25 protein-coding genes are annotated in these 25,885 nt (G+C 60.7%); 4 read left to right on the top strand and 21 right to left on the bottom strand.

The features are described 5' to 3' along the window. Positions 1 to 36 precede the first annotated feature (36 nt). The 7 genes from P9292_RS17385 to P9292_RS17355 all read right to left on the bottom strand — a co-directional run bounded on the left by P9292_RS17385 (position 37) and on the right by P9292_RS17355 (position 7,621). On the bottom strand, positions 37 to 873 hold the full coding sequence (locus tag P9292_RS17385) for a shikimate dehydrogenase (RefSeq protein ID WP_244829643.1): 837 nt from the start codon (positions 871 to 873) through the stop codon (positions 37 to 39). 80 nt (positions 874 to 953) lie between these two features. Further along, positions 954 to 1,688 carry an ABC transporter ATP-binding protein gene (locus P9292_RS17380; protein ID WP_250467084.1) on the bottom strand — a complete coding sequence of 245 codons (735 nt, stop codon included), beginning with the start codon at positions 1,686 to 1,688 and terminating at the stop codon, positions 954 to 956. Between the two features lie 51 nt (positions 1,689 to 1,739). Beyond that, positions 1,740 to 3,683 (bottom strand): ABC transporter permease subunit, encoded by a 1,944-nt coding sequence (locus P9292_RS17375; protein ID WP_244829641.1) that lies wholly within the window; start codon positions 3,681 to 3,683, stop codon positions 1,740 to 1,742. Between the two features lie 10 nt (positions 3,684 to 3,693). After that, the gene (locus P9292_RS17370; RefSeq protein ID WP_250467085.1) at positions 3,694 to 4,566 is read right to left on the bottom strand and encodes a branched-chain amino acid ABC transporter permease; all 873 of its coding nucleotides are present in this window, start codon (positions 4,564 to 4,566) and stop codon (positions 3,694 to 3,696) included. A gap of 90 nt (positions 4,567 to 4,656) precedes the next feature. After that, on the bottom strand, positions 4,657 to 5,877 hold the full coding sequence (locus P9292_RS17365; protein ID WP_409015385.1) for an ABC transporter substrate-binding protein: 1,221 nt from the start codon (positions 5,875 to 5,877) through the stop codon (positions 4,657 to 4,659). A gap of 345 nt (positions 5,878 to 6,222) precedes the next feature. Continuing rightward, on the bottom strand, positions 6,223 to 6,978 hold the full coding sequence (locus P9292_RS17360) for an anti-sigma factor (protein ID WP_244829638.1): 756 nt from the start codon (positions 6,976 to 6,978) through the stop codon (positions 6,223 to 6,225). After that, the gene (locus P9292_RS17355) at positions 6,968 to 7,621 is read right to left on the bottom strand and encodes an RNA polymerase sigma factor (protein WP_250467091.1); all 654 of its coding nucleotides are present in this window, start codon (positions 7,619 to 7,621) and stop codon (positions 6,968 to 6,970) included. Before P9292_RS17355 ends, P9292_RS17360 begins: the two co-directional genes overlap by 11 nt. A gap of 298 nt (positions 7,622 to 7,919) precedes the next feature. On the opposite strand from P9292_RS17355, the gene P9292_RS17350 reads away from it, so the two are divergent. Both P9292_RS17350 and P9292_RS17345 read left to right on the top strand, forming a co-directional pair. Then, positions 7,920 to 8,903: a metallophosphoesterase gene (locus P9292_RS17350; protein ID WP_250467092.1), complete on the top strand. Its 984-nt coding sequence runs from the start codon at positions 7,920 to 7,922 to the stop codon at positions 8,901 to 8,903. Then, a complete protein-coding gene (locus P9292_RS17345) occupies positions 8,900 to 9,310 on the top strand; it encodes a cupredoxin family copper-binding protein (protein WP_244829632.1) in 411 nt (136 codons plus the stop codon). The genes P9292_RS17350 and P9292_RS17345 overlap by 4 nt, the downstream gene beginning before the upstream one ends. Before the next feature lie 25 nt (positions 9,311 to 9,335). On the opposite strand, the gene P9292_RS17340 is transcribed toward P9292_RS17345, so the two are convergent. From P9292_RS17340 to P9292_RS17330, 3 genes are all read right to left on the bottom strand, one after another. Then, complete coding sequence (locus P9292_RS17340; RefSeq protein WP_309849141.1) at positions 9,336 to 10,430, bottom strand: VOC family protein; 1,095 nt, start codon at positions 10,428 to 10,430, stop codon at positions 9,336 to 9,338. 157 nt (positions 10,431 to 10,587) lie between these two features. Continuing rightward, positions 10,588 to 10,836, bottom strand: a complete 249-nt coding sequence (locus P9292_RS17335) for a hypothetical protein (RefSeq protein ID WP_244829630.1) — start codon at positions 10,834 to 10,836, stop codon at positions 10,588 to 10,590. Between the two features lie 26 nt (positions 10,837 to 10,862). Beyond that, positions 10,863 to 11,366, bottom strand: coding sequence for a lecithin retinol acyltransferase family protein (locus P9292_RS17330; protein ID WP_309960308.1), 504 nt, complete (start codon positions 11,364 to 11,366; stop codon positions 10,863 to 10,865). A 412-nt stretch (positions 11,367 to 11,778) separates the two neighbouring features. Here P9292_RS17330 and P9292_RS17325 point away from each other — a divergent pair, with 412 nt between their 5' ends. Then, complete coding sequence (locus tag P9292_RS17325) at positions 11,779 to 12,075, top strand: hypothetical protein (protein ID WP_244829628.1); 297 nt, start codon at positions 11,779 to 11,781, stop codon at positions 12,073 to 12,075. 84 nt (positions 12,076 to 12,159) lie between these two features. Next, positions 12,160 to 12,918: a protein phosphatase 2C domain-containing protein gene (locus tag P9292_RS17320; protein ID WP_250510064.1), complete on the top strand. Its 759-nt coding sequence runs from the start codon at positions 12,160 to 12,162 to the stop codon at positions 12,916 to 12,918. A gap of 4 nt (positions 12,919 to 12,922) precedes the next feature. On the opposite strand, the gene P9292_RS17315 is transcribed toward P9292_RS17320, so the two are convergent. The 11 genes from P9292_RS17315 to P9292_RS17265 all read right to left on the bottom strand — a co-directional run bounded on the left by P9292_RS17315 (position 12,923) and on the right by P9292_RS17265 (position 25,874). Then, complete coding sequence (locus P9292_RS17315; protein ID WP_250467102.1) at positions 12,923 to 13,180, bottom strand: BrnA antitoxin family protein; 258 nt, start codon at positions 13,178 to 13,180, stop codon at positions 12,923 to 12,925. Further along, positions 13,158 to 13,436 carry a BrnT family toxin gene (locus tag P9292_RS17310; protein ID WP_250467103.1) on the bottom strand — a complete coding sequence of 93 codons (279 nt, stop codon included), beginning with the start codon at positions 13,434 to 13,436 and terminating at the stop codon, positions 13,158 to 13,160. The genes P9292_RS17315 and P9292_RS17310 overlap by 23 nt, the downstream gene beginning before the upstream one ends. Before the next feature lie 59 nt (positions 13,437 to 13,495). Further along, the gene (locus tag P9292_RS17305) at positions 13,496 to 14,803 is read right to left on the bottom strand and encodes a sigma-54-dependent Fis family transcriptional regulator (protein WP_250493429.1); all 1,308 of its coding nucleotides are present in this window, start codon (positions 14,801 to 14,803) and stop codon (positions 13,496 to 13,498) included. Next, positions 14,800 to 17,859, bottom strand: coding sequence for a peptidase domain-containing ABC transporter (locus P9292_RS17300; RefSeq protein ID WP_309960305.1), 3,060 nt, complete (start codon positions 17,857 to 17,859; stop codon positions 14,800 to 14,802). The genes P9292_RS17305 and P9292_RS17300 overlap by 4 nt, the downstream gene beginning before the upstream one ends. 37 nt (positions 17,860 to 17,896) lie before the next feature. Next, positions 17,897 to 18,649: a peptidylprolyl isomerase gene (locus P9292_RS17295; RefSeq protein ID WP_309960303.1), complete on the bottom strand. Its 753-nt coding sequence runs from the start codon at positions 18,647 to 18,649 to the stop codon at positions 17,897 to 17,899. A 72-nt stretch (positions 18,650 to 18,721) separates the two neighbouring features. Further along, positions 18,722 to 20,095, bottom strand: coding sequence for an HlyD family efflux transporter periplasmic adaptor subunit (locus tag P9292_RS17290; RefSeq protein ID WP_309960301.1), 1,374 nt, complete (start codon positions 20,093 to 20,095; stop codon positions 18,722 to 18,724). After that, positions 20,073 to 22,589 carry an FHA domain-containing protein gene (locus tag P9292_RS17285; protein WP_309964065.1) on the bottom strand — a complete coding sequence of 839 codons (2,517 nt, stop codon included), beginning with the start codon at positions 22,587 to 22,589 and terminating at the stop codon, positions 20,073 to 20,075. The genes P9292_RS17290 and P9292_RS17285 overlap by 23 nt, the downstream gene beginning before the upstream one ends. 202 nt (positions 22,590 to 22,791) lie before the next feature. Then, positions 22,792 to 24,222 carry an efflux transporter outer membrane subunit gene (locus P9292_RS17280; RefSeq protein ID WP_309964064.1) on the bottom strand — a complete coding sequence of 477 codons (1,431 nt, stop codon included), beginning with the start codon at positions 24,220 to 24,222 and terminating at the stop codon, positions 22,792 to 22,794. A gap of 277 nt (positions 24,223 to 24,499) precedes the next feature. Continuing rightward, the gene (locus tag P9292_RS17275) at positions 24,500 to 24,781 is read right to left on the bottom strand and encodes a hypothetical protein (protein WP_250493431.1); all 282 of its coding nucleotides are present in this window, start codon (positions 24,779 to 24,781) and stop codon (positions 24,500 to 24,502) included. A gap of 27 nt (positions 24,782 to 24,808) precedes the next feature. Continuing rightward, on the bottom strand, positions 24,809 to 25,093 hold the full coding sequence (locus tag P9292_RS17270) for a hypothetical protein (RefSeq protein WP_250493432.1): 285 nt from the start codon (positions 25,091 to 25,093) through the stop codon (positions 24,809 to 24,811). A gap of 334 nt (positions 25,094 to 25,427) precedes the next feature. Beyond that, positions 25,428 to 25,874, bottom strand: a complete 447-nt coding sequence (locus tag P9292_RS17265) for a DUF4399 domain-containing protein (protein WP_244829620.1) — start codon at positions 25,872 to 25,874, stop codon at positions 25,428 to 25,430. Positions 25,875 to 25,885 lie beyond the last annotated feature (11 nt).

Raw genomic sequence — 25,885 nt, 5'->3', positions numbered from 1 at the left:
CGCGTCAGTGTTCGCGCGCTCGCTCGTCTTCTGCGTCTAAGCGTACTTGATCTGGGCGACGGCACGCAATTCATCGGCGGTCGCCGTGCCATAGCCGAAGAATTCCAGGTACGCCGGGATCATCTCGAACAGCATGTCGGTGCCGACCTGCACCGAGCAGCCCTTGTCCTTGGCCGCGCGCAAGAGCGGCGTGTACTCCGACTTCATCACCACTTCGCCGACAAAGGTCGTGGGCGCGATGCGATCGATATCGAACGGCAACGGATCGCTCTCTTTCATGCCGAGCGGCGTTGCATTGACGATGACATCGAAGCCTGCGGGATCTCTCGTGTCCGTACGCACGATGAGTTCCGGATAGTGATCGCGCAAACGCCCGGCGAGCCCTTCGACCGAAGCGGTGTTGGTGTCGAAGATGGCGAGTTCCGCCACGCCCGCCGCCGCGAGAGAAGCCGCAATCGGCGAGCCCACGCCGCCGCTGCCCAGCACCAGAACGCGCGCGCCCTTCAACGCGCGGCCCTTGCGTTCGACGCCGCGCACGAAGCCGGCGCCATCGAACTGGTCGCCGAGCAGCGTGCCGTCTTCGCGTTTGAGAATGGCGTTGCATGCGCCCGCAATGCGCGCGGTGGGACTCACTTCGTCCATCAGGCCGACGGTCGTGATCTTGTGCGGCATGGTGACGAGCGCGCCGCGCAGGTTGGTCAGCTTGAACAACTGCGGCACGAAAGCGACGTAATCTTCCGGTTTCACGCCCATGGGGACGACCACGGCATCGATGCCCTGTTTGTCGAACCAGGGGTTGTAGATCATCGGCGCCTTGAACGCTTCGGTCGGAAAGCCGAGATGGGCAATTACGGTGGTCTTGCCGCTGATCATGGCGACGCTCCTTCGAAGATGAGCGCGCAACGGTGCGCGCGACGCCTCCATGATAGTGCGACTTGCCTGCCCGCGGTTCTTTAATGGCTCGCGCCGAGATAGGCCGCCTTGACCGAAGGATCGTTCTTCAGTTGCTCGGCGGGGCCGTGCGTGGCGACGCGGCCGTTCTCGAGCACGTAGCCGTAGTCCGCTACGTTGAGCGCGGCGGCGGCGAACTGTTCGACGAGCAGCATGGTCACGCCCTCGTCTTTCAGGCGCGCGATGATGCGGAAGACTTCATCGACGAGAATGGGCGCAAGGCCCATCGAAGGTTCATCGAGCAACACGAGGTCGGGGTTCAGCATGATGGCGCGGGCCATCGCGAGCATTTGCTGTTCCCCGCCCGAAAGCGTGCCCGCCAGCTGATTGCGGCGCTCCTTCAGGCGCGGAAACAGTTCGATGGCGCGTTCGAGATCGGCGGCCACGTCGCCTTTCGGACGCGCCCAAGTCAAGCGCGGAAACGCGCCGAGCAGCAGATTGTCCGTGACCGACATGGTCGCGAAAACGCGTCTTCCCTCCGGCGAATGAGCGAGGCCGAGGCGCGCGATCTTGTGCGAATCCATGGCGTCGATGCGCTTCGCGTCGCTGCCGATGCCCATGGTGATCTCGCCTTCCGTCGGCCGGATCATGCCGGAGATGGCGCGCATGGTCGTCGTCTTGCCCGCGCCGTTCGAGCCTATCAGCGTGACGACTTTCGCCTTCGGGACATCCAGGCTGATGCCGTGCAGCACTTTGACCTTGCCGTAGCCTGCGTGGAGATTCTTGATTGTCAGCATCGCGTGTCGCTTCGTCGGATTGATCGGTTTGGCGTGATTGGCGCGTTGCGTTCAGACGGCTTCCGCCGCTTGTCCGCCGAGGTAAGCCTCGATCACCTTCTCGTTGGCCTGTATTTCGGCGGGCTTGCCCTCCGCGATCTTCTGCCCGAAATCCAGCACCGAAACCGTGTCGCAAACACTCATGACCACATCCATATGATGCTCGATGAGCACCACGGTAATGCCGTGATGCCGCACCTTGCGAATGATCGCGACCAGTTCGCGGATATCCGGCGCGGTCAGGCCCGCAGCGGGTTCGTCGAGCAGCAGCAGTTGTGGATCGAGCGCGAGCGCGCGGGCTATTTCAAGCAGACGCTGCTTGCCGTATGGAAGATTGCGCGCTTCCTCGGCCGCTGCATGTTCGAGTCCGACGAAGCGCAGCATATTGAACGCCCGTTCGCGCGCCGCGCGTTCTTCACGCTTGTAGCGCGCACTCATCAAACCCACATCCGCGAAGTTCGAACGGAAGGTGTGATGCAGGCCGACGAGCACATTCTCCAGCGCCGTCATCTCGCCGAAGAGCTGCACGTTCTGAAAGGTCCGCGCGATGCCCGACAGCGCGATCTTCGACGACGTGCGTCCCGCAAGCGACTCGCCTCGATACTCGATTGCACCCGCGGTCGGCACGTAGATGCCCGTGAGCACGTTCATCATCGTGCTCTTGCCCGAACCGTTCGGACCGATCAGGCCATGGATGGTGCCGCGCCTGACGGTCATGTTCACATCGTTGAGCGCCTTGAGACCGCTGAATTGCATGAGCACGCCGCGCACGTCGAGAATGGTGCTTGCTCCTTCGGTCGTGACGGCGGCGACGGCGTCGTCCTGCTGGGTCTGCATCGCCAGTTCCTGCGTGTCGACCTTCGTCACGCGCACGCGGCCCAGATTGAGCGTCTTGCGCACGAAGCCGACAATGCCATCTTGCAGGTAATACACGACGAGCAGAATCATCAGGCCGAAGATGGTGAGACGCCAGTCGGTGAGCGCTTCTATCCAGAAGGAAAACGCCGCAAGACCGGCTGTACCGATGACGGGAATCGCCACGCGTTGCAGCGTCGTGGTTTTGCGAGCCAGGGCGAGCGCCGCGCCCGCAACGACGAGCACCGCAAGCGCGGTTGCCACGACGCGGAAGTTGGAGATGTCGTCGAGCAACTTCGGCAACAGCACGATCACCGTCGAACCGATGATCGCGCCCGTGCGTGTCTTGCGCCCGCCCATGATGATGGCGAGCAGGAACAGAATGGTCAGCTCGAAGTTATACGTGTTCGGCGAGATGTACTGCTCGGAGTACGAGTAGAGACAGCCCGCGAGCCCCGCGAATCCCGCGCTGATGACGAACGCATAGACCTTGTGCCGATACACCGACACGCCCATGCAATCCGACGCAATGGGGCTATCGCGCAAGGCTTCGAAGGCGCGCCCGAGATGCGACTTGAGCACGCGATGCACCACGATCAGCGACACCACCAACAGTGCCGCCACGAGCCAGTAGTACTGGATTTCGTCGAGCTTGTGACCGGCAATGGTCGGCTTGGGAATCTTGAGACCCATCGGACCATTGGTGAGGAAGTCCATCTCGTTGATAAGAATTTGGATGATGGTGCCGAACGCGAGCGTCACCATGGCGAGGTACGGACCCGACACGCGCAACGCGGGCAACGCCAATATTGCGCCGAAAGCCGCCGTCACCACGATGGCAAGCGGCGCGGTCAGATAGAACGGCAAGCCGAGCTTGATGAAAAGCACGCCTGCCGTATAAGCGCCCACGCCGAAGAGCCCCGCATGGCCAAGCGACACTTGCCCCGTGTAACCCACCACGATATCGAGCCCGAACAGAAGGATCGCGTAGATCATGATGGTTTCGACGAGGTGGATGTAATACGGATTGCCCGATACCACCGGAAAGATCGCGACTGCGGCGAGTCCTGCGAGCGCCGCGACTATATTCTTTGCTTTCATGTAGGCGGCCTCAGACTTTCTTGATCGCGGTCTTGCCAAAGAGGCCCGCAGGCTTCACCGCAAGCACGATCAGCAACAGCACGAGTCCCGGCACGTCCTTGTAGCCGGTCGAGATATAGAAGCCCGTCGTCGTCTCCGCTATACCCAGGATCATTCCGCCGACGATGATGCCCATGCCGCTCGACAAGCCGCCGATGATCGCGACAGCGAACGCCTTGAGGCCGAGCACCGCGCCCATGGTCGCGCCGGTAAGTGTGAGCGGCGCGATCAGCACGCCTGCGAACGCCGCCGTCAGCGACGACAACGCATACGAGAACGTGATGACGAGCCCCGTGTTGATGCCCATCAGCGCGGCCGCATCGCGATCGTTCGCGGTGGCCACCACGGCCTTGCCGAAGATCGTCTTGCGGTTGAAGAACTCCACCGCGAGCATCATCACGAGCGCGCCGCCGACCACGAGCAGTTCCATCGGCAACACGTTTGCGCCAAACACCTTGAGCGGCGCTTCGGGCAAGGGCGACGGAAAGCGCAGATCGTCGCGGCCCCATACGTTTTCCGCGACGTTCTTGAAGATGATGCCGAGCGCGATGGTCGACATGATCCAGCCGAACTCCGACTTGATCTTGATGGCGGGCCGCACGCCGATGCGCTCCACGAACGCGCCCTGCACGAGCCCGAAAAGACACACGAGCGGGATCATGAGCCAGTAGTTCACGCCCGCCGAAACGAGCGTGAGGCCGACGAGCGCGCCGAGCATGAGAGCATCGCCCTGGCCGAAGTTCAGCGTGCCGGACGTGGCGAACGTCAGTTGATAGCCGAAGGCGATGACGGCGTAGATCATGCCGAGCGCGATGCCGCTATATATGAGCTGGAGAAGGATCATCGTCGGGCGTCAGGGCGGCGGGGGATGCTCGATTGAAAAAGAGCCCGATCTGCGACCGGGCCCTGGAGAGACAACAGCGGCGGCACGGCGTTAGTTCGACGCCGTCGTCTGCTTGGTGCGAAGCGTGCTGCCGCCCTTCTTGTCCGCGTCGTAGGCGTAGATCACGCGGCCGGCCTTCACTTCGCCGATCACCGGAACGTTCGAACTGATCGCTTCGTGATCGGTCTTGGTGAAGGGCTTGTCGTAGACCATGACCACGCCTTCGACCTTCGTCGTGAGGTTTTCCAGCGCTTCCTTCACCTTCGGACCATCGGTCGAGCCGGCTTGCTTGATGGCCGCCGCGAGCAGATAGATCGAGTCGTAGCCTTGCGCCGCCGACACCGGCGAATCGATACGATCGCTCTTCGGCTTGAACTCCTTCACGTAAGCGTCGATGAAGGCTTTGCGCTTGGGTGTGTTGGCTTCCTGGATGAAGGTCTGCGGCATGCGCGCGCCTTCGCCGTTGTTACCCGCGTTGTCGATGTAATTGGCCATCGAAAGCGTCCAGCTGCCGATGAGCGGCACCTTCCAGCCGAGCTTGGCCATGCCGTTCGCGATCTGCGCGAGTTCCGGCCCGATACCGTAAGTCAGCACCGCTTCCGCGCCCGCTTCCTTCGCCTTGAGCAACTGGGCCGTCATATCGACGTCCTTGATGTTGAACTTCTCGACCGCGACGGGCTTCACGCCCTTGGCCGACAGCGCCTTTTCCAGATCCTCGCGGCCGAGCTGACCGTAGTTGGTCGAATCCGCGAGAATGGCGACCTTCTTGAAGCCGCGCTTGGTGATGGCTTCCTCGACGATCATCGGCGCCTGGATGCGGTCGGCGGCGGCGTTGCGGAATACGTAGTTGTCGGGCTGATCGTCGAATTGCTTCGTCACGACCGTACCTGTCGCCACGTTGTTGAAGACCGGAATCTTCGCTTCCTGGAAGAAGCGTTGCGAGGCGAGCGCCACGCCCGTGTTGATATAGCCCACGACCGCGACCACTTTCTCCTTGTTGATGAGTTCCTGCGCGATCTGCACGCCGCGTTCATTCTTCGCTTCGTCGTCGCGTTCCACGAGCACGATCTGCCGTCCCAGCACGCCGCCCGACTTGTTGATCTCGGCAGTGGCGAGACGCACGCCGTCGCGCATGGAGACGCCCATCGAGGACGAACCGCCGGTAAAGGGACCGTCGACGCCGATCTTGATCGGATCCGCGGCCTGCGCGAGGCTCGCGCTCAATGCAAAGACGCCGAACGCGAGCGCACCTGCGATGCGCTTCATCTGCATGCCCATATCTGTCTCCGTCGCTTGAATCGTTATGTGATGAGGTCGGCTTTGCGCATGCCCTCGCCGCTCGTTCGTTTCGGTGCATCGCTCGAACGGCAATTTACGAATGCGGTGATCGATATTAGAAAATTGTAAGGATCAGACCATATTCGGACATACCCGAACAGCACGAGCGTTAGCGCACTCCCGACGCGACGTAATGTGCGACGGGATGGAATAAACCCTTAGTCAGGTAGATTTCAGATGCGTAAGCGCATCAGCGCGTGCCGCAAAAAAAACGCGCGGCGTCCCTAAGGAACGCCGCGCGCAACTTGCGCACGATTGCTCGTTTGATCGCGGCCCGGCTTAACGTGGCGAGCCTGCCTCGATAGCCTGCACGAACTGACGCATGACCGAGCCGGAGGCATCGGTGACGGCCCAGAAGGTCATGCCGTCGCGATTCCAGCGTGCGAGCGCATAACCGTCGTCGGATTGCGTGACGGCCGCCGCCCCTTCCTTCGTATCGAGCGATGCGCCGCCCTTGCCCGAGGGAAACACGTACACGTCGATCGGATGCTTCAGATAGCGATACACCACCACCGCCACCGGCCGATGATTGACGTAATCGAGCCTGCCGCCGACCAGCGCGAATCCCGGCCCGGCCGGATCGATGACGGGCGGCGCATAGTCGATACGTCCGTTGAACCAAGGCTTCACCGTGTGCTTGTCGCTCGACAGCACGTCGATAGGCCGGTCCGACATCAGTGAACGCACGTGACTCGCGACGATCTCCTGTGCAAGCGGATCGCCCGCACCACTCACGCCATGCGGCACGGCCTGAAACCACAGCATCGCGCCGAGCACGAGCGCGGCCAGCGTGCCGCCCGCGAACGCGCCGCCGAAGAACGGCACGGGCGTGGCGAACCATCGCCATGAACGGGCCGAGCGTTCGCTCTGCTCGTCCTGCTGGTTTCGTTCGCGCGCGCGTTCCCGCACCTTGACGTCTTCCGCTTCGGCCCGGATGCGCGAGAGCACCTGAGCACGCAAATGCGCGGGCGCGCGATGAGTCAGCGAGCCGTCGATGAGCCTCGTTGCGAGCGAGGCGGTGTCATTATTGTCCATTGCCCGACTCCTCAAGACCCGGCCCCGTGCGACGCACGAGCCGCATGCCCGGTTTGTCCTGCGCGGCGTGCACGGCGAGCGCCAGCAACTTGCGGCCGCGCGCGAGCCGTGACATCACCGTTCCTATCGGCACGCCCGTCACGGCGGCCACTTCCTTGTAACTCATGTCTTCCAGCTCTCTCAGGACCAGCACTTCACGAAACGGAATGGGCAAGGTTTCGAGTGCGCGATGCACGATATGCACCTCGTCCTTGCGTACCGCAAGCGTTTCCGGGTCTATGCCCGCTTCCTCGGACCAGCCGGGCAGCGCTTGCTCCCCGGCGATTTCTTCGTCGTAGGGCGTCGCGTCGGCGAGCTGCACGCGGCGGCGCCATTCCGTGAACCACGTATTTCGCACGATGGCAAAGAGCCATGCACGCGCGTTCGCTTCCTCGCCCTCCTCGAAGCCGCTGAAGAAACGAAAGGCGCGCAGATAGGCTTCCTGCACGACATCGTCGGCGTCGCTCGGACTGCCGGACAGCCAGCGCGCGAGGTTGTACGCGGCATCGAGATGCGGCATGAATGTCGCCTCGAAACGCGCGTCCACGCCCGCCGCCTGTGTTCGGCTTTCCGCGGACTTATCTGCTTTCGACCTGGGCCACATCGCGCGGGTCTCCTTGGGAACAGGGTTCGACGTTTTCGTTACCTTGCAACGCCCTCGTCACATGTACTCGCCCTGGGCGCGGTTTATTCCCGCCGAAGCGGCGTAATCGAAAAAATAAAATCGACAAGATGAATCGGGAATATCGCGACGCTCTCGCCGGTTCGATGGACGGATGCCGCGCAGCTTCAGCACTCGAACATGAACGCGCCGGCTTCACGCCCATGCATCGTGCCGCCATGCGCGTGAGCTTCAGGAAACCATGAAACGCGGCCGCATTGTTCGTATTCAAGGAGTGCGCATGACACACGACCCGAAAGACCTGCCCGACGCGCAGGAACTCGACGACCACGGCAAGCGCCGGCGCACTGCATTGTCCTGCATGGCCTGGGCCGGCGCGGGCGTGCTGTGGACGGTGAGCGGCGGCGTGCCGGTGTCGAGCATCATTTCATCGGCGCAGGCGGCCGAGAAGAAGACGAGTTCGTTCAGCTTCGTGCAGATCAGCGACAGTCACATTGGCTTCAGCAAGGACCCGAACACGGAACCGACGAGCACGCTGGAAGAAGCGATCAATCGCGTGAGCGCCATGCCGAAGCAGCCCGCGTTCATGATTCATACCGGCGACGTCACGCATCTGTCGAAGCCCGCCGAATTCGATACCGCCGACCAGATCATCCGCAAGGCGGGCATGCAGGTGCACTACGTGCCGGGCGAGCATGACGTGCTGGTCGAGGACGGCAACCCGTTCTTCTCGCGTCTTCCCGCGCAATACGGCAGGAGCGGCGACCGGCACTGGTACAGCTTCGACGAAAGCGGCGTGCATTTCATCGGCCTGACCAATGTCATCGACCTCAAGGGCGGCGGTCTCGGCTTTCTCGGCGATGCGCAACTCGCCTGGCTCAAGGCCGATCTGCAAGGACGATCGAGCAGCACGCCGATCGTCGTGTTCGCGCATATCCCGCTGTGGGCGCTTTATCCGCAATGGGGCTGGGGCACCGACGACAGCGCACAAGCGCTCGCGCTCTTCAAACGCTTCGGGTCCGTCACGGTGCTCAACGGCCATGTGCATCAGGTAGCGCAAAAAGTGGAAGGCGACATGCGCTTCTATTCGGCCATGTCCACCGCGTTTCCGCAGCCTGCGCCCGGCGCCGCATCGGGGCCCGGACCGATGAAAGTCGGCGCGGACAAGCTGCGCTCCATGCTCGGTCTGCGCGAAGTCACGCATGTGCAGGGCCGCGAATATCTCGCCGTCGTCGATACCCCGCTTGCAGGAGATAAGGCATGAACGTCGCCACGCTCGCGAGCTATGTCTCGCCTTCCAGATTGCGTCCTCTTGCCGGACGCGTTGCGCGTCAGGCCGCGCTTGCGCTCGTCGTCAAGGGACTCGTCGGCATCATTCCCTCGGCGTGCGCGGAGGAACCCGCGCAGCAGACGGTAGCGATGAATACGCCGACCATCAGCATCGACAATTTCGCTTTCAGCCAGCCGAGCGTCACCGTGCCGGTCGGCACCAAGGTGACGTGGGTGAATCATGACGACATGCTGCATACGGTCGCGGACGAAGCGAAGTCATTCAAGTCAGACCCGCTCGACAGCGGCCAAAGCTACTCGCATGTGTTCGACAAGCCCGGCACTTACAAGTACTTCTGCTCGCTGCATCCGCATATGACGGGGACAATCGTCGTGCAATGAGCGCGCGGGCACGTTCGCCTGACGCTCAACCGCGTGCCTTCGCGATGGCGCTCAGATTGCCTTCGCCGAAGCCGTGATGCCCGCGACGCTCGACGATCTCGAAGAACATGTCGCCCGGTTCACGCTCGGCGAAGGTTTGCAGGAAGAGTTGCGGCGTGCCGTCCGGCAGAATCTCGCCGTCCACGAGAATGCCGCGCGCACGCAGCTTGTCGATATCGAGTCCGTGTCCGGGCAGGCGTTCGTCGATCTGATCGTAGTAACGCGGCGGCGGATTCAGAAAGCGCATGCCGCGCGCCATGAGGGCATCGACGGAAGCGAAGATGTCTTGCGATGCCAACGCGATATGCTGCACGCCTTCACCTTCGTGATCGGGCAGATACTGCTGCATAAGATCCGTGCGATACGTGCCTTCCTCGTACACCGGAATGCGGATGTTGCCGCACGGCGAAACCGTGACCGCGGAGTCCTGCGACACATGCCAGTCTGGATGCACCTGATGAATCTCCGAGAAGTGCAGCACTTCGCGGTAGAAATCGAGCCATTCGCGGATGCGGCCCGCGCCGACCGTCTGCGTGAAGTGATCCACTTCGAAGAGACCGGTGCCGCCTGGCTCGGCCTTCGCGCCGGCAATGGGCCGGAAATCGATGTCGTAGATCGTGGACACGCCGCTATCCTTGCCTGGCCAGTGATCGACGAAATAAATGTGCGAGTCGCCAATACCCTGAATGGCCGGAATGGCCAGCTCGTTCGGGCCGATCTTCTCGCCTTCGAAATCCCAGGCGCCGAATTCGACCGCGCGCTCGTGAGCAAGCGCCGCGTCCACCACGCGAATGCCGATGGCGGCAATGCCCACACCATGCGATTCGGCGAAGCGCGACGCGAAGGAATCCGGCTCTGCGTTCAGGAGGAAATTCATGCTGCCCTGACGAAACAGCTTGACCGCCTTGCTGACATGCTGCGCGACCGGCACGAAGCCCAGCCGCTCGAATAAAGCGGCGAGGCCCTGCGGGTCCGGGCTGGAAAACTCGACGAACTCCAGCCCCGCGATGCCGAGCGGATTGTCGCCGACTTCGCAATCGGGCGTCGCGCGGGCGGGGGAAGTGGAGTCGGGCTGGGTCATCGGCAAAGTCCTCAATGGTCGGGCGGGTTCTCGGACGTGAAACTACCACAGCGATGGCTGCCTGTGCTCACGGCCGATAAACCTGCCGCTAGAGTAGCGGCAGCGCGATCATCGTGTCAAAGCCGGGACTTCGCGCGGCTCGGGCGCTTTCGCTGTATCAGGCGGCAAGCCGTTGCGGGCTCATCGACGGGCGTCTTGCTTGCGGGGGAAACACGTTCCAGGTGCCGTCGTCGTGCCGGAAGAAGATGATCGCAAGCGGTCCGTTCGCGTGCCACGCCTCGATGCAGACGTAGCGCGAGCCCGTGACCTGCGAGCGACACAGCCGCACGACGCGTGCCGGATGCGCCGCGCTCGGGGCGAGCCATTTGTCGACGGCCCAGTGCAGCGAGTTTTGAATGGTGTGCATGATGGTCTCCTTTCTGGTCAGGCCGTTCAGGCGGCGAGTGCGGCGTTCAAGCGGCGTTGCCGATCGGCAGCGACATAGGCGCGAAACAATCCCGTCACTGCGCGCCACGCCACGCGCGGATGGGCGAAGCAGGCGCGAACCTGGCGGCTTTGGCTTTGGCCGAACAGGCACCACGTCACGAAGTGCTCGCAGTTGTTGGTCAACAAGCGATACCGGTCTTCACCGAGCCGGCTGCGGGCGCGGCGCACTGCTTCCAGGCCGACGAAGCACGCGGTCGGGTTTTGGCGGATGGTCACTTCATGGCCGCCCGCGAATTGCGCGAGACTGACTTCTTCCACCGGACCGCGATGCAGCGACTTGGCAAATCCCGCGTAATGGATAACCCGGTCGTTGCCCGCATAGAGTCCGTGATGCTCATAGCCCGAGCGGCGCGTGACGAGTTCGGCGCCTATGGCCGGTTCGTCATCGAACGACAGGCTGCACGCGGCAGCTTGGGTATCGTTCGGTCCGGACGGTTGGGTGTTCGACATGGCTCGCTCCGATTTTTGGTCTCGTCGCGCCGAAGTGTCTGTTCGGCGGCTTGTTGCGGAGTCTTTTGCAGGTTTCTTGCCAGTCTTCGTAAATGTTTGATTTATAAAGAAAATCACCGTTTTACGTTAGATTCTTGATAGCGGTTGTTGATTATCAACCAACAGTCTGGGAGAGCGATGTGTTGGCTCCAGAGCATCAATAGAGCGCCCGTGCGCGTTCGGTTCGTAGTGTTGGTCGTTCGGTTGTCTGCCAACAGCGGTTGTTGGCGACGGTCCAACTGATGGCGCAAGGCGCGGGCATCGACATAGGGCGAAGGCCGCATCGAATAAGCCGATGGCGGAGGCGCATGCAAATCGGCATAGCCCTTGCATAAGTGCCCGCATCGAATTCGAGCAAACAAGGAGAGCCGCAATGAGCGCAATCACCATCACCGATCTGGATCACGACCGCGAACTCGATCGCGCGGCGATGTTGGCCATCAGTGGCGGCGGTGGCGCGCCTTGGCTCTTCGGCTGGATCACGCCATATGTCGCGGACCGTCAGCAAGGCGGTGGCGGCAGCAGCGTGGTGAACATCTACGACATCACGAACAACATCAGCGTCGGTCAGATGGTCAACCAGTATCAGAGCGTCGATGTGAACAACACCGGTGCGGGCGCGACGCTCACCGTCAGTCCCAACGCGCTGTCCAGCAATCGCGCGGGATAAGCTCCGCGGTTGGGTGCACAATGACCGGGGCCGGGCGCCTCGGCCGACCGCATGACGCGCCAGTCAGGACCTTGGGAGGTTGCCGTGACCTTCAGCAACGAGTTTCGATGGACATCCGCTGCGCGCACCGACGCGGGCCTCGTGCGTCAGATCAACGAAGACGCTCTGCTCGATGCGCCCGAACGTGGCCTGTGGGCCGTCGCAGACGGCATGGGCGGTCACGCAGTCGGCGATCTGGCGAGCCGCATGGTGATCGAGAGCTTGGCGAGCATGACGGCACAAAGCGCACTGGCGGATGCACGGGCGCATTTGCTCGATATCAACGCGCGCTTGCGTGCGGAAGCGGCGCGACGGCAGGTATCGCGAATCGGCAGCACGGTGGTGTTGCTGGCTGCGCGAGACGGCGTATGCGCCTATCTGTGGGCGGGCGACAGCCGTATCTATCTACTGCGGCGCGGGCGGCTGCGGCAACTCACGCGCGATCACAGTCACGTGGAAGAACTGAAGGCGCGCGGACAATTGACGGCGGAAGAGGCGCTGCATCATCCGGCGCAGCATCTCATCACGCGTGCGGTTGGCGCGCTCGACTTCCTCGATCTCGACGAAGATTCCATCACGCTGCACGATGGCGATACGTTCCTGCTTTGCAGCGATGGTCTTTCGAACGAAGTGAGCGAGGACGAGATGGTGGCGCAGCTTGCGTTGAGCAGTTGCGACTTCGCGGCGCAGAGGCTGCTGGAGATTGCGCTGGAACGCGGCGGGCGCGACAACATTTCGGTTGTCGTCGCGCGTGCGGAGGATTTGATGGCTTTGGATAGGACGCAGGTTAATCCTGGCCTGTAAGCGCTTACGAATGGCGCTGCTGATGCATCTGCATATACGCGCGCAGAAGCCGATTGATGCGTGTTTGATACCCCTTCCCTTGCTCACGAAACCATTCGAGCACGTCTGCATCCAGCCGCATGGTGACGGCCTGCTTCGGCGGCACATGCAGTTGAGCCTGTTCGAAGAAGGTGTCGTCAAGCTCCGGGATTTCAGTCAGGTCGATATCAGCGTCTCGTGCCTGCTCGAGCCGCTTCCAGTCAGTTGCCGATTTTTTGCTCATAGCGCTTTGCCTCATGTCTGGTTGCCTTGCGCGCCGAGATGATTCGCACCGCGTCTGCGCACCGCTCGACATACACTACGACGCCCACCGTGGCGCTCATCCAGCCCAGCGCAATCCAGCGCTCCTCGCCGTAGTCTTCCCGCGAATCCAACCAGGTCAGAACCGGATGGTTGAATACGTCTACTGCGTCTCGAAAATCAATGCCGTGCTTCCGGATGTTGGTCTGGTTCTTGGCTTCGTCCCACTCGAAATGCACGCATCACCCGTATTGACAATTGTATGTACAGTCTAACACGGACGATCACTACATTGAAGCTACTGTCCTTCCCTGCTCTTTTGCGCCGCAAGCCTGAAGTCCTTCGAATGCAGCCCGTGTTTCTTTAAAAGCATCTGCAGATGCGACCGGTTCATCTCATACCGCCGCGCAAGTTCGGCCACCGTGCCGCCCACTTCATGCAACCCACGTTCGAGAAATGCGCGCTCCGCTTCGTCACTCGCAACGCGCTTGGCTTCGCTCAGCGAACTCGCCGTCGCAATGCCGTTGCCATTCGCGGCAGGACCGCCCATCGCCAATGAGAGCGATGTCTTCGGCCGGATGTCCAGCGGAAGATGCTCGATATCCGCCATCTCGCCTGCAAGACAAGCGATGCGATAGATGATGTTGCGCAACTCGCGGATGTTGCCGGGATAATCGTAATTGCGCATGAAGTCCCTTAAACGTGGGGACATCTTGATGGGCCGGCGCTTGAGCGTGGCCGCCGCTTCATCGCCGAAGTAAGACAGCAAGAGCGGTATCTCGTCGCGGCGTTCACGCAGCGCGGGCAAGGTCAGATGAATCACGCTCAAGCGATAAAACAGGTCTTCGCGAAAGCGACCTTCATCGCAGAAGCGCCGCAGATTGCGATTCGTCGCCGCGACGATGCGCGCATCCACCGAAATGGCTTCATCCGAACCCACGCGCTGAATCTCGTGCGCTTCGAGCACGCGCAACAGCTTCACCTGCCCAACCAACGGCAGCTCGCCAATTTCATCGAGAAATATGGTGCCCGTATGCGCGCTCTCGAACTTGCCCTTGCGGTCGTTGGTCGCGCCCGTGAACGCGCCCTTGCGATGCCCGAATAGTTCGGATTCCAGCAGATTATCCGGAATGGCCCCGCAATTCACGGAGATATAGGGCTTGTCCGCGCGCGAGCCATTCGCATGAATGACCTTGGCCATCAGCTCCTTGCCCGTGCCGCTCTCGCCGTCGATCAGCACGGGAAGATCCGTAGGCGCGGCTTTTTCCGCTATTTCCAGGGCTTCGAGCAGCTTCGGGTTATCGCCGAACGTGCCTTCGAATACGAAGCTGCGTTCGATCAAGGCCTGACGCCGCGAGCCCGGCGACATGTCGCGTCGAGGTTCGGCGGCAGCGGCCTGAATGAAGCGCTCCTTGTGCGAAAGCTGCATGACCTCATCGCGCAAGGAACTCGCCTGACGCAGAAGCTTTTCGATCTCGGGCCGCTCCAGCCGCGATGTCCATCGCAAGGTGGAACGCAAAATCTCGATCTTCTCGATGATGCCCGCATACGATATGGCCGATGCGGGCACGCCGCTGTCGCTTTCCGGTTGGTCTAGTATTTTCATGCTGCGCTCAGTTGCTTCTGCACGAGTTGGTAATACATGCCCTTTCTTGCGACCAGCTCATCATGCCTGCCCTGCTCCACGATACCGCCTTCATACAGCACCAGAATCTTGTCGGCACGCATGATGGTGGAAAGCCTGTGCGCGATGATGACCGCGGTGCGTCCCTTGAGAATCTCCTGCATGTTGCCGAGGATATTGCTCTCGGATTGCGTATCGAGCGCGGACGTGGCTTCGTCGAAAACCAGCAGACGTGGGTCGTGATACAGCGCGCGCGCGATACAGAGCCGCTGAATCTGTCCACCCGACAAACCCACGCCACGTTCGCCCACCACCTGCTCATACCCTAGCGGCAGCTTGACGATGAACGCATGCGCATCCGCCATCTTGGCCACTTCCTCGATACGCCTTCTATCCGGCGACTCCTCGCCGCTCGCGATGTTCTCCGCTATCGTGCCCGAGAACAGCAAGTTGCTCTGCATGACGTAACCAATCTGCGCGCGATAAAATCCCTTGTCGATGACGCTCAGGTCGTAGCCGTCCACTGTCATCTTGCCTTCGCTCGGCGCATAGAAACCAACGAGCAGCTTGGCAAGCGTCGTCTTGCCTGAACCGCTTCTTCCGACTACCGCGATGAGTTCGCCGGGCTTGATATCGAAGCTGATATTTTCCAGCACGTAAGGCGTGTCGCCTTCGCCATAGCGAAAATACACGCCGTTAAAGCTGATTTCGCCCTGCAAGTCGGGCAACATCACGCGCTGCTCCATCTCCGAAGGCTTCTGCTCCGGGTCTATGTCGAGCACATCGCCGAGACGCTCCATCGCCACGCCGGCATCGTTCACGAGACTCCATAAGTTGATGAGGCCCATGAGCGGCGACAGCACGCTACCCATGAAAGCATTGAACGCAATCAACTGGCCAATGCTCAGTTCGCGCGAAAGCACGAGGTTTGCTCCGACCCACAATACGGCGATAGTCGTACCTGCATTCAGCAACTGGCTGCACAAGCCTACGCCGATATTGAAGCGTTGCGACTTGTATTGCACTTCGAGCGACTTTGCGTACTTCTTTTCCCACTTGAGCCGCACCGCACGCTCGATGCCCATCCCCTTCACCGTTTCGACGCCGCCCAAGGCTTCCATGAGAAACGAACGTGCGTCTGTAGCCGAGGAAAACGCTTCGCGCGCATTCTGCTTGATGCGCGGCGTGGCGAGGATGGTAAGCGCCATCATCGGGATGACGAAGGCAATCAGCAACAAGGTCAGCTTCACGTTGTAGAGAAACATGATCGTGAAGTAGATGAAGATCATCAGCAGATTGAGTACCGTCGTCACCGTGGATTCGGTGAGAAAAGCGCGAATGGTGTGGTTTTCCTGGAAGCGCGCGAAAACGTCGCCGGTCTTGCGCTTGGCGAAAAAGCTGAAGGGCAGCGAGAACGTGTGCCTGAAGAACTGCGACATCATCGCGAAGTCCATGTTGCGCACCATGAAGTTTGCAAGATAGGCGCGAATGGTCGACATGAGCTGAGTGAACAGGTTCGAGATGATCAACCCGCCTATCAGCACATGCAGCAAGCTGACGTTCTGATGCACGATCACGCCATCGAGAATGTTCTGGATAATGAGCGGCGGAATCACGCCCAGCACTTGAATCACGAAGGTCGCTAGAAACAGATGCAGCAGGACCTTCTTGTACGGCTTTAGATACCCCACGAAGCGAATCCACGGCGAACGCGATACCGCTTGCTGCGCCATGTCCTGCACCGGAGAAAAGAGCAGACATGTGCCGCTCCAGCCGCGCTCGAACTCGCCCACGGTCATCTTCTTGAAGCCGATGGCCGGGTCCGCGACCCACACGTTGTCTTTCGAAATGCCGTAGACGATGATGTAGTGATATCCCTCCCAATGCGCGATGAACGGCATCTCGAAGCCGCGTAGCGACTCGAACGTGCACTGCACGCCGCGCGTGGTGAAGCCGAGCGCATCGCCGGCGCGCGCAAGACTGTCGAGCGTTGCGCCTTGCGTCGTGACGTTCGCCAGTTCGCGCAGTTTGCCGAGCGTCATGTTGATGCCGTAGTGCTTGCAGATCATCGCAAGACACGCGGCGCCGCAATCCATTTCCTCGGCCTGCTCGACCCACGCAAAGCGCTTGATGACGCGCTCGCCCATCTCGGGCTTGGTGTGGAGATCGAGCATCGACGGCAGTCTGCGACGCTCAGCGAGTTTCTTCTGACGCTGCAGTTCGCGCTCGCTGAAACGAATGCGTTCTTCCAGCACTTCGCGCAGCTTCACATTGCGCTCGATGATGAAATGCACCGTCTTTTCAGGGATCACGAGCAGGCGCGTGTCCGTGAGCGCAATGGCCGACGCCATCTGCTCCTGACGCATCACGCACGCCTTCTCGCCGAAGATTTCACCAGGCCCGAGCGTGGCGAGCACATGCTTTTTGTTGCCGTCTTCGCGCACGATCCGCACTTCGCCCTGCCGCACGACATAGAGGCGCCGGTCGTCGCGCGAGTCTTGCTTGAAGATCTCCTTGCCTTCGCCGACGCGCTTGACGCCCACGCTGCGCACGCATTCCTCGAGTTCCGCCTTGTTCAATTTGCCGCGCAGATCGAACAGTTTCGCGACGAAGCCGCCCGCCGAACTGATCGCGACGAAGCTCGTGACGAACGCGAGCGCAGCCGGGTTTCTTGCGATAATCGGCTCGATCGCATTGCGCGGGATGAACAGCAGTTCTGTCTTGCCTGAAGAACGCACCGACGATTCATGGCGATACTCGCGCAGCATGGCGATATCCGCGAACGTCTCGCTCGCCTTCTTCACTCCCATGCTGATTTCCTTGCCGTGCTCCTCGGTAAAGATGCGCACAGAGCCGGCCTTCACGACATAGAGCCCGTCGGCGGAATCCCCCGCATTGCACACGGTTTCACCGAAGCCAAAGCGGCGCGACTGAGCATGTTCCGCGAGTTGCGCGATCTCCTCGCGCGTGAACGGCGAAAGAATCTCCACGGTCGCGAGAAAGTCGGCGGGCGCATCCAGGCTCGAAGGGGCGTCCATATCGTTCGCTCTGTTGTAGTTTCGGCTTGGTTCTGGCTTAACGTGCTTCGATCACATGTTCCTGCGCGCGCGCCACCAGCCATTCCTCGCGTAATAGCCGGCGAATCTCGGCTGCAACGTCCTGATCGAGCTTCGCGGGATACTTCGACGTAACCGAGAAAATCTCATAGGAAGAGCCATCGGCGGAGATGAACGGGCCGAGCAGATCACCGGCTTCTGCATTGAAGACCTTCGCTTCGATCTCCGGCTTGAGTTGCCCGCGCATCACGCGGCCTATTACGCCGCCTTCTTCGCGCGTATCGGCGAGCGAATGTTCGCGGGCCATGTTCGCAAAGCTGTCTGGGTCGTCGTTGAGATACGAGATCATTTCGCGCGCGCTGCCTTCGGTATCGAGCAGAATGTGGCTCACTTCGATACTGTCGAACTTCGGCGAATTGAGCTGAAAATATTCTTCGACCTCGCGCTCCGTACCGATGTTTTCAAGCATTTTTTCCTGATACAGCGTGTCGGTGATGAACACTTCGAATTCGTCGAGACTCACGGAAAGCGCATCGAGATAGTTGTTCATGTCGGCCGCGCGATGCAGCCCGCGAATACGACGGAACTGGTCGGCGCGCGTCTGGATCTCATCGTCGCTTAGTTTGACGCCCGCCTTCTTCGCCGCGCGCACGGTCAGCTTGTCGCGCACCAGTTGCTCCAGCAGGCCGTCGAACTGGCCGTTGAGCTTCAACAGCCTGATCAGTTCGCCGACATCGACCACTTCGTCGTCGATTCGCACTATCGCCGTCATGTCGTTCTCCGTTGATTTGAGGATGCATCTCGCAGCATGTCCGACCGGTTCCGCGTGCGTAACCCTCCTTCCCTATCCCGCCACATTGCGGAAGGGGTCGAGCCCGAGGTCGATGAGCCGGCGCTCGCGCACGACGATCTCGGCAGTGGCGGTCATGCCGTAACGCAGCGGATATTTCGTGTCGGCCACCTGATAGAAGTCGCGATCGAGTGTCACGCGTCCTTCGTAGACAGGCTGCTTCGTGCCAGGGCTCGGCTTGGTCGCGGGCGAGATGAACGCGAGCGTGCCGTCGATCACGCCATAGCGTTGGTAAGGAAACGCGTTGAACTTGAGCTTGACGTGCTGTCCCTCGCGAAGAAAAGCACGATCGTGTTCCGCAATTTCGATCTTCAATACGGGCCTGGCGTTGGCGGGGGCAATGCCGCCCAGCGGCGTGTTTGCCTGAATCTTGTCACCGGTCTGCGTGGATGTGACATCGGTGACGACGCCCGATACCGGCGCGAGTATCACCAGAAAATTATCCTTGTCGATATTTTCGAACTTGATGCGCGCGGCAGCATCCGCCACGAGCCGCGCGGTCTGTAGTTGCAGACGCAACTTGTCTTCCGTGCTCGCCACTTCGCGCATGGCCGATTCATATTGCAAGCGCAGATTGGTCGATTCCTGTCCGCTTGTTTCGAGTTGCGCCTTCGCCTGCGTGAATTCGTGGCTCAGACGAAAATCCAGTTCTGCGAGTTTCGACTGTTCCACGCGATAGCCGCCATCGGCTTCGAGATACGCGTTGCGTTTGACTTCCACTTGCGATTCCGACACCCCGCCGCCGCCCGGCAAGGCAAAGAGCCGCGTGAAGCGGTCGAGTTCGGTCTTCGCGGCATCGCGTGCGCGGCGGGCGTTTTCGAGCACGCTGCGTTGTTCCTGCAATTGCGCCTTCTGTCCTTCCGCGAGCTTGCTCGTGCCTTCGTTCACGCGCTGTTGATGCTGATGCTCTTCCACTTCCATCTGATTCTTCAGCGCGACGATCTTGCGCTGCATGAGCAGCTTCTTCTCGGGGAACTGCTTCCATTCGCGTTCCGCATCGTCGAGCTTGAGTTGCGCTTCGAGCGCATTGGTCGCCGCTTCGATTGCACCACGTGCATTGAGGCGCGCGACGACGTCATCTTTGCGTACGGGCTGGCCTTCCGCGATGAAAAGCTCGGCAAGCTCGCCGTCGATCGGCGCGTAGAAGCGCCGCACTTCAGACTCCGGCGCGAGCGTGCCTTGCGCGGCCACGGTGACATCCGCATGTCCCACGAACGACCAGACGAGCGCGGACGCGACCAGCGCGACCATCGTATAGATGAGGGCTTGCGTCAGGCGCAGCGGCTCGGCCGTGAGTATGGCGATACCTTCCGCGCCATGATCGACCAGCGCTTCCGATAAAGGTTTAAGGTGCGCGTCTTTCTTCACCGCTCGTGCCTCCCGTGGTTGCCGTCGTGATGGTGTTGGCACCGATCAAGCCGAGCTTGGTCTTGAGCAACTGCGGTTCGAGCACCATGCGCAGATCCTGCAGCGAGCGGCGCTGCAGGCTCGCCTCGTTGTCTATCTCGCTTGCAAACGCCGCCCACTTACCGTTGTCGGCCTTCACTTGCCGGAAGATGCGCATGCCGCGTGTGGCCGCATCCTCGGCATCGGTGAGAAGCCGCGCCTGACTGCGGAACGTGTCCGACACGCCCGATTCGAGCCGTTGCGATCCGCCGATGCCACCGTTCGTCCGATACTGATTCCATAGCGTCTGTGCTTGCGACATGAGGCTTTGCGCGCGGGCAGCAGCCTTATCCCGGAGCGAAGCGACATCAGGCGCGACCTTGTTTGCGAACCACGTGTCGCTATCGAGATCGAGCGTTTCGTAGAACGACAGCAGCGCTTCGTCATAAGCTTTCGTGCCGCGCGCCTTTTGCAGATCGGCGTATTGCGCGGCCACGGCTTTCTTGTGCGCGAGTTCCTTTTGCGCAGTCGCGGACCATGAGCCTTGCGGCAATTTCTGCAACCCGTCCAGCGCATCCGGCGTCTTGCCGTCGCGCCAGGCATCGGCGATTGCAGCGTATTGTCTAAGCACCTCAGGCGGCGGCAGTTGATCCGCACTGATCAGTTGATACCGCTCCTGAAAAGGCGGCGTCGAAAAATTCGCCGTATTTACGGATGCGGCAAGCGGTGCGAGGCTCGTGCCGCTCGCCGCGCTGCGCAGATCCGCATAGCGCTTGAGATCGGCTCGCACGCGATCGAGGCCGCCCAGTCGGGGATATTTGTCCGCATAATCCTTGAGCGCGCCGTCGATGGAATCGAGATCGTCTTGCGCAAGACCTTTAACGATGGTCGCATTCAATCGCTCGATAGCCGCGAGGTAGACAGAGTCGTCGCTCTGCAGCTTGCGCAGATGACTAAGTGCAAGCGCATACGGCTCGCGAAACTCGGGCGCGTAGCCCGCAAGCCGGTCGAGATCGCGTTGGTGCCCCGACGCATCCGCTTCCCAGTGCTTCAGAATTGCGCCGATCCGCCCTTCATCGTCATACATGCGAATGGGCGCATCAGGACCTCCGCGGCTCATCACGAAGCTCTCCAGTTTGCCTATCCAGTCGAGCTCGTCGATCATGGAGCGCACATCGGGATTGTTCTGACCGAGGGCTTTCATCTGCGCGATGACGGCGTCGGCGTTCGCGAAGTCACCATGTTGCAATGCGGCCAGCCAGCGCGGAACATTTCCCTTGAGCACGGCTTCCGTGTTCATCGCGGCGAATTGCGTGTCTTGCGGATGCGTGAGCAGATAGTCGCTAGTGACGCTCGCAGCTTGTGCATAGTCGCCCTGCGCCAGCAGCGATTTCGCCTGACGTTCGTTCAATCCGCTGTAAAAGAGCGCCGCACCACCGGCGAGCATCGCGATCAGCACACCCGCTCCAATCATGCGCGTGCGGCGCGTTGTACGACGGTCATCGCCTGCGAAGGCCGTATGCAATTCGGAAACGAAAAGCGCCGTCTTGCCACGCCGCTTCTTTTCAGGAGCGGCTTCTTTTGCGGGGACAGGCTGCGAATCCAGATTGATTTCGTCTTCGATCGCCGCAGCTTGATCGACGCAAAAGATATCGAGGAACGAGTGCGCCGATCCGACGAAGGTCGTCTTGTCGCTGTCGAAGTTATTGTCGGCATGCGAGGCAGCCATTTCCGTGAGCGTCGATTCGCTCTCTTCGCCATGCAGATGCACGACATAGACGAAATGCGTGCCTCCGAAGGCAAGCGTGTCGCCATTCTTCAGTTCGACTGCTGACTCGCCTAGGCGCGCGCCATTCACGAAGGTGCCGTTGGTGCTGCCAAGGTCTTCGACGAACGGCGCCGCGCCCTTGACGAACACGTGCGCATGCCGCCGCGATACGTAATTCACCTGATGTGGATACTGCTCTCGATGACGCGCAAACGTAGCGTCGCTCTTGCTCACGAGAAACGGGAATTGCAGCAATTCGACTGGCTGCAAGTTCAGGTCGTTGCGCTGCGGAACGAGCGTGATGCTCAAGGGCTTGACGGCCACGTTGCGGCGCTTGCGCGGTGCAAATTGCACGCGGTATGCGAGACGGTTGCCGAACCCGATCTCATCGCCCGCACGAACGCGCACGGGCATTTCGCGCACGGGTGTGCCATTCACGGCGGTGCCGTTCTTGCTGCCGAGATCGGCGATATAGACGAGGCCATGCTCGATGAAGATGCGCGCATGACGACGCGAGAGTTGGGCGACGGCTTCGGGCGGGGTGGTATCGAACGGTGCTTCCGCGCGGCCAATGGCGAAGAGATTTTCGTCGATACGAATCTCCGCCAAATTCTCGCCGATTCCGTTACGAGCGAGCGGCTTCAGGACGACATCGAACGCTTCGCCCACGTTCGGCTGCTGTTCCGCTATCGGATCGCCTGGAGCCATGTCCATGTCACGAAGTGAGTCCACGAGCCTTGAGCGGCGCATGGAGCGGATGGGTCGTCCCGCCAGCCGAGCTATGCGACGGCGGGTGTTGAAAGTTTAAGTCACGCATTATCGTAGTCAATCATGCAGCACTGGCTTAAAACGCCATACGCGAGCCGCTTGAGGCGATATGGAACGAGCGTTAGCAAAGCTTGAGGATTGCTCACTGAGGCGTATCCGTGGATGCGTTCTGAACATTCACCGTTGGCCATCCGCCGCCGAGCGCCTTATAGAGCGTCACCGTATCCGACAGGATCTGCTGATGATTGGCGAGCAGCGCGAGCTGTGCGGCAAGCAAGGTGCGCTCGGTTTCAAACACTTCCAGCTGAGAAATCACGCCTTCCTTGAGCTGCGCGTCGATCTGCGCCGCGACGATGGTCAGATGCTCTACTTCCTGTTGCAACTCGACGCGCTGCTTCGTATGCGAATCGAGATTCACGAGCGCATTCTCTACTTCCTCGAACGCGCTCATGACGGTGCTGCGATATTGCTGTTCCGCGACCGTGGTTTGCGCTTCGGTGGTCTTCACGTGAGCACGAACGCTCGGATCGAGAACCGGGATGTTGATGCTTGGCAGAAAGCTGAAGGTGAAAGTTTTGAGCAGGTCCGTCAGCGCGAAACTGGCGCTGCCGCCGCGCCCGGTGAGACTGATGGTCGGCAATTGCGCGAGCTTCGCCTGACCGACGAGGTCATACGATTCGAGCACGCGATACTCCGCCGCGACGAGATCGGGACGCCGTGCGAGCAACTGCGATGGCAGCCCCGACGGCACCGGCGGCGCCTGCACACGCGTTTGCAGATGCCCTTCCGGCAGCTTGAATTCGCCTGCGGGAACGCCTGTCAATGTAGCGAGCGCGTTATTGGCAAGATCGCGCGAACGGCGCAATTCCAGCAGATCGCGCGTGAGGCGGTTCAATTCCGCGCGCTGCGTCAAAACCTGCGTATGGGGCACGAGACCGTTCTTTTCCATGCCCTCGAAGATCGTCAGGATTTGCCGGTTGGTCGCGATGGTCTTCTTCTGCTGCTCGATCTGATCGTCGAACTGAAGAATCTGGAAGTAAGTGGTCGAAACGTTGGCGACGAGTTCGAGATAACCCGCGCGCCAGTCGGCCTCCGTCGCGCGAAATTCGGCCTTCTGGGCTTGCACGCCTTTTTCCACCGCGCCCCAGATGTCGATGTCCCAGTTCACTTGCGTGCCCAGGTTGTATTGCTTCGAAAACATCTGGCCAGTGGTCTTTTCGAAGCTCGCGCCCGCACCCGCATCCATGGAAGGCAACGCGCCCGCACGGGCCTCGCCGATCTGCGCGCCCGCCACGTTGATGCGCGCGGCCAGCACCTTGATATCGAAGTTGTTGTCGATAGCCTGGCCGACGAGCGTATCCAGTGCGGGATCGTGGAACTGCTTCCACCAGTCGGGCTGAATGGTGGCAGCCGCTGCGACCTTGGGCGCGTCGATCTTGGTGAAGGCGGTCTTCTCAGGCGTGTCCGGGCGTTGATAAGTCGGCACCTTCACGTCGATGCAACCGGCGAGCAGAGCAAGCCCGCTTGCAAGGCCGACGCGTAGCAGCCCAAAGCGCAAAGAGCCTAAGCGCATAGAGCCAAAGCGCAACGATGGCAACAAGGCTTGCACGATCTCGCTCCCGGTGAACGCGCACCGACGGTCAGGTTGAGTGTGGAGGCGTCGCGGCCCGGCTCGTCGATTCATCGAGTAAATCACAAGGCGGAACGGGATGCCATACGGATCGAATCGGAGGCCGCCCGCCGTCTTGCGAACGGCGGGCGGGTATTGCAAGCGAGACTCCCCGTGCCTCGCCTTTACCGCGTAACCACATTGATGCTTTACCGCGTCACTGCCGCTTTTATTCCCGGCTTCACGAAACAAACGGCGTGAACACGTTGATGTTGCTGACGTTGTGTGCGTCCTGCTTCGGCTTGACGTTCGAGGTCATGTCGCTTGCGAACGCAGCGTTGAGGCCGTTCTGGTTGAACGTGTTTTGCGTCTGGTTTGCGAGTTGTTCCGTCGTACCGCTCAGATCGAACGCGCTGCTGCTATAGAACGGCATGAGGAAATTCATGCCGCCGCGCACGGCCGACATTTCGTCACGGTCCATTTCGGCTTGATGGGAAAGATCGCGGATGGTCAGAGTGGACATGATCGAAGGCTCCTGGATAAGGTTGATTTAGCTCAGTACGGGACTGGCGCCAAGGTTGACGGTGCTGATGTTCTGCGCTTCCTGCTTTGGCATGACGTTCGACATCATGTTGCCGCCGAAGGCCACGCCCACGCCGTTTTGATTCACCGTGTTCTGGGTCTGGCCGATCAGTTGCTGCGTGCTGAACGAAGATTCGAACTTCGTGATGTCGATGCCGGGAAACAGGAACGACATGCCGCCGCGCACGGCCGACATCGTCTGGCGATCGAGCTCTTCGGTAACGGGCAGGTCTTGAATGGTCAGCGTGGTCATGGCGGTTCTCCTTGGGACTTCGCGCTTTGCGCATCGGGTGGTGGTTGGCGACAACTTGTTTGCGTGAGCTGTTAAATGCATAGGGTGTGCCAGTCGTCGTTCGATGCGGAAAAATATCTAGCAAAGCCTTGTCGCACATAAGCACGGTCGACGTAATGCGCTCTCAAACTCGACCCACTGATGATGGTCTTCTACCAACACTTCGGACTCCAACTGTCCGTTATCGAACGACATCGCTTTTCTCGGGCCCGAGACGAACGCTCTTATCCGCGAAACGTCTGCGGATATGGCGTATCAACAGGGAAAGGCGGCGCTTAAGGCATGCGCGCGCCGCTTACTTGACGTAGATCGTGATCTTCTTCGAGTACACAGGCGGGTCGGTCGGGATGTGCCGGTCATCGCCCATCAGGAGCTGAAGTGTGTGCTTGCCCGGCGGAAGTTCGATAGTCGTTTCCGTTTCGCCCGCGCCGTAGTGCAAGTGATTGCGGTCGGACGGAATCTCCTGATCCATCGGCGGCAAGTCCGTATCGATCAACAGGTGATGATGCCCCGTGTTGGGGAATTTGACGCCGCGCGGCGCCACGCCCATGTACCGTAGACCGAACCACACCTTGATAGGCTTGCCCGCCGCGAAGGTCTGGCCATCGTTTGGATAGCCGATATAGGCGTAAGCGTTGGCGGGCGCCGGCGTCGGCCCCGCTACGGCGAATTGCACTGCAAACACAGCGGCAAGCAATGCAAAACGTGATAGCGCGATTGCGCTGACGGTTCGGTTCTTCATGTCACTCCCCT

The sequence above is a fragment of the Caballeronia sp. LZ001 genome (assembly GCF_031450875.1).
Classification (GTDB): domain Bacteria; phylum Pseudomonadota; class Gammaproteobacteria; order Burkholderiales; family Burkholderiaceae; genus Caballeronia.
The sequence above is the reverse complement of the archived record's forward strand: the minus strand, read 5'-3'. Positions and strand labels throughout refer to the sequence as shown.

Excerpts from the sequence above, each read along its gene's own strand:
- P9292_RS17385 (WP_244829643.1), bottom strand. The coding sequence starts at position 873 with ATGATCAGCGGCAAGACCACCGTAATTGCCCATCTCGGCTTTCCGACC.
- P9292_RS17380 (WP_250467084.1), bottom strand. The coding sequence starts at position 1,688 with ATGCTGACAATCAAGAATCTCCACGCAGGCTACGGCAAGGTCAAAGTG.
- P9292_RS17375 (WP_244829641.1), bottom strand. The coding sequence starts at position 3,683 with ATGAAAGCAAAGAATATAGTCGCGGCGCTCGCAGGACTCGCCGCAGTC.
- P9292_RS17370 (WP_250467085.1), bottom strand. The coding sequence starts at position 4,566 with ATGATCCTTCTCCAGCTCATATATAGCGGCATCGCGCTCGGCATGATC.
- P9292_RS17365 (WP_409015385.1), bottom strand. The coding sequence starts at position 5,877 with ATGCAGATGAAGCGCATCGCAGGTGCGCTCGCGTTCGGCGTCTTTGCA.
- P9292_RS17360 (WP_244829638.1), bottom strand. The coding sequence starts at position 6,978 with ATGGACAATAATGACACCGCCTCGCTCGCAACGAGGCTCATCGACGGC.
- P9292_RS17355 (WP_250467091.1), bottom strand. The coding sequence starts at position 7,621 with ATGTGGCCCAGGTCGAAAGCAGATAAGTCCGCGGAAAGCCGAACACAG.
- P9292_RS17350 (WP_250467092.1), top strand. The coding sequence starts at position 7,920 with ATGACACACGACCCGAAAGACCTGCCCGACGCGCAGGAACTCGACGAC.
- P9292_RS17345 (WP_244829632.1), top strand. The coding sequence starts at position 8,900 with ATGAACGTCGCCACGCTCGCGAGCTATGTCTCGCCTTCCAGATTGCGT.
- P9292_RS17340 (WP_309849141.1), bottom strand. The coding sequence starts at position 10,430 with ATGACCCAGCCCGACTCCACTTCCCCCGCCCGCGCGACGCCCGATTGC.
- P9292_RS17335 (WP_244829630.1), bottom strand. The coding sequence starts at position 10,836 with ATGCACACCATTCAAAACTCGCTGCACTGGGCCGTCGACAAATGGCTC.
- P9292_RS17330 (WP_309960308.1), bottom strand. The coding sequence starts at position 11,366 with ATGTCGAACACCCAACCGTCCGGACCGAACGATACCCAAGCTGCCGCG.
- P9292_RS17325 (WP_244829628.1), top strand. The coding sequence starts at position 11,779 with ATGAGCGCAATCACCATCACCGATCTGGATCACGACCGCGAACTCGAT.
- P9292_RS17315 (WP_250467102.1), bottom strand. The coding sequence starts at position 13,180 with ATGAGCAAAAAATCGGCAACTGACTGGAAGCGGCTCGAGCAGGCACGA.
- P9292_RS17305 (WP_250493429.1), bottom strand. The coding sequence starts at position 14,803 with ATGAAAATACTAGACCAACCGGAAAGCGACAGCGGCGTGCCCGCATCG.
- P9292_RS17300 (WP_309960305.1), bottom strand. The coding sequence starts at position 17,859 with ATGGACGCCCCTTCGAGCCTGGATGCGCCCGCCGACTTTCTCGCGACC.
- P9292_RS17295 (WP_309960303.1), bottom strand. The coding sequence starts at position 18,649 with ATGACGGCGATAGTGCGAATCGACGACGAAGTGGTCGATGTCGGCGAA.
- P9292_RS17285 (WP_309964065.1), bottom strand. The coding sequence starts at position 22,589 with ATGGCTCCAGGCGATCCGATAGCGGAACAGCAGCCGAACGTGGGCGAA.
- P9292_RS17280 (WP_309964064.1), bottom strand. The coding sequence starts at position 24,222 with ATGCGCTTAGGCTCTTTGCGCTTTGGGCTGCTACGCGTCGGCCTTGCA.
- P9292_RS17275 (WP_250493431.1), bottom strand. The coding sequence starts at position 24,781 with ATGTCCACTCTGACCATCCGCGATCTTTCCCATCAAGCCGAAATGGAC.
- P9292_RS17270 (WP_250493432.1), bottom strand. The coding sequence starts at position 25,093 with ATGACCACGCTGACCATTCAAGACCTGCCCGTTACCGAAGAGCTCGAT.
- P9292_RS17265 (WP_244829620.1), bottom strand. The coding sequence starts at position 25,874 with ATGAAGAACCGAACCGTCAGCGCAATCGCGCTATCACGTTTTGCATTG.